1 protein-coding gene is annotated in these 1517 nt (G+C 62.4%); it reads left to right on the top strand.

Going from position 1 to position 1517, the window contains the following annotated elements; all coding sequences use genetic code 11:
• Window positions 1–27: 27 nt before the first annotated feature.
• Window positions 28–1503, top strand: coding sequence for a catalase (locus tag SMD27_RS24060; protein ID WP_320511001.1), 1476 nt, complete (start codon window positions 28–30; stop codon window positions 1501–1503).
• Window positions 1504–1517 lie beyond the last annotated feature (14 nt).

Raw genomic sequence — 1517 nt, 5'->3', positions numbered from 1 at the left:
AACACATGCCTGAGAGGGACAGGTACCATGGCCAAAAATCCAGACACGAACAAGGCTCCGGGATTGACCAACGCGACCGGCGCGCCAGTTGCCGACAACACCAACATCCTCACCGCCGGTCCGCGGGGCCCGGCGCTGCTGGAGGATATCTGGCTGATCGAGAAGATGGCGCATTTCGACCGCGAGGTGATTCCCGAACGGCGCATGCATGCCAAAGGCGGCGGTGCCTATGGTACCTTCACGGTCACCAAGGACATCCGGAAATATACCCGCGCCAAGATCTTCTCGGAAATCGGCAAGAAGACGCCGCTCTTCATCCGCTTCTCCACCGTGGCCGGCGAACGGGGCGCCGCCGATGCGGAACGCGACATTCGCGGCTTCGCCATCAAGTTCTATACCGAGGAAGGCAATTGGGACGTGGTCGGCAACAACACGCCGGTCTTCTTCTTCCGCGATCCGTTGCGCTTCTCCGACTTGAACCACGCGATCAAGCGCGACCCGCGCACCGGCCGGCGCAGCGCCGACAATAACTGGGACTTCTGGACCCTGCTGCCGGAGGCGCTGCATCAGGTGACGATCGTGATGAGCGAACGCGGCATCCCGAAGAGCTTCCGCCACATGCATGGCTTCGGCAGCCACACCTTCTCGATGATCAGCGCGAACAACGAACGGGTCTGGGTGAAGTTCCATTTCCGCACCGAGCAGGGCATCCAGAACCTGACCGATGGCGAGGCCGAGACGCTGATCGGCAAGGACCGCGAAAGCCATCTCGCCGATCTCTATAACAGCATCGAGGCCGGCGACTTCCCGCGCTGGAAGATGTTCATCCAGGTGATGACGGAGGACCAGGCCAAGCACCACCGGCACAATCCCTTCGACCTCACCAAGGTCTGGCCGAAGAAGGAGTATCCGCTGATCGAGGTCGGCGTGCTGGAGCTCAACCGCAATCCGGAGAATTATTTCGCCGAGGTCGAACAGGCCGCCTTCTCGCCCGCCAATGTGGTGCCGGGCATCGGCTTCTCGCCGGACAAGATGCTGCAGGCGCGGCTCTTCTCCTATGGCGATACCCAGCGTTACCGCCTGGGCGTCAACTTCAACCACATTCCGGTCAATGCGCCGAAATGCCCGTTCCACTCCTATCACCGCGACGGCGCCATGCGGACCGACGGCAATCTCGGCGGCACCGTCAGCTATCACCCCAACAGCGAAAATGTCTGGGGCGACCGGCCGGATTTCAGCGAACCGCCGCTCGACATCACCGGCCCGGCGAAACACTGGGATCACCGGGTCGATGACGATCATTGGGAACAGCCGGGCAATCTGTTCCGCCTGATGACGAAGGAACAGCAACAGGCGCTGTTCGAGAACACCGCCCGTGCCCTGGGTGGCGCCAAGCGCCATATCCAGGAACGCCATGTCGCCAATTGCACACGCGCCGATCCGGCCTATGGAGCCGGCGTCGCTCGGGCACTTGGCCTTGCCACGGCGCTCGGTCTTGCCTGACCCCCAGGCTGGTG

The sequence above is a fragment of the Dongia soli genome, assembly GCF_034044715.1.
Classification (GTDB): Bacteria; Pseudomonadota; Alphaproteobacteria; order Dongiales; family Dongiaceae; genus Dongia_B; species Dongia_B soli.
Note: the sequence above shows the minus strand (reverse complement) of the source record. Positions and strands in the feature narration are given on the sequence as shown.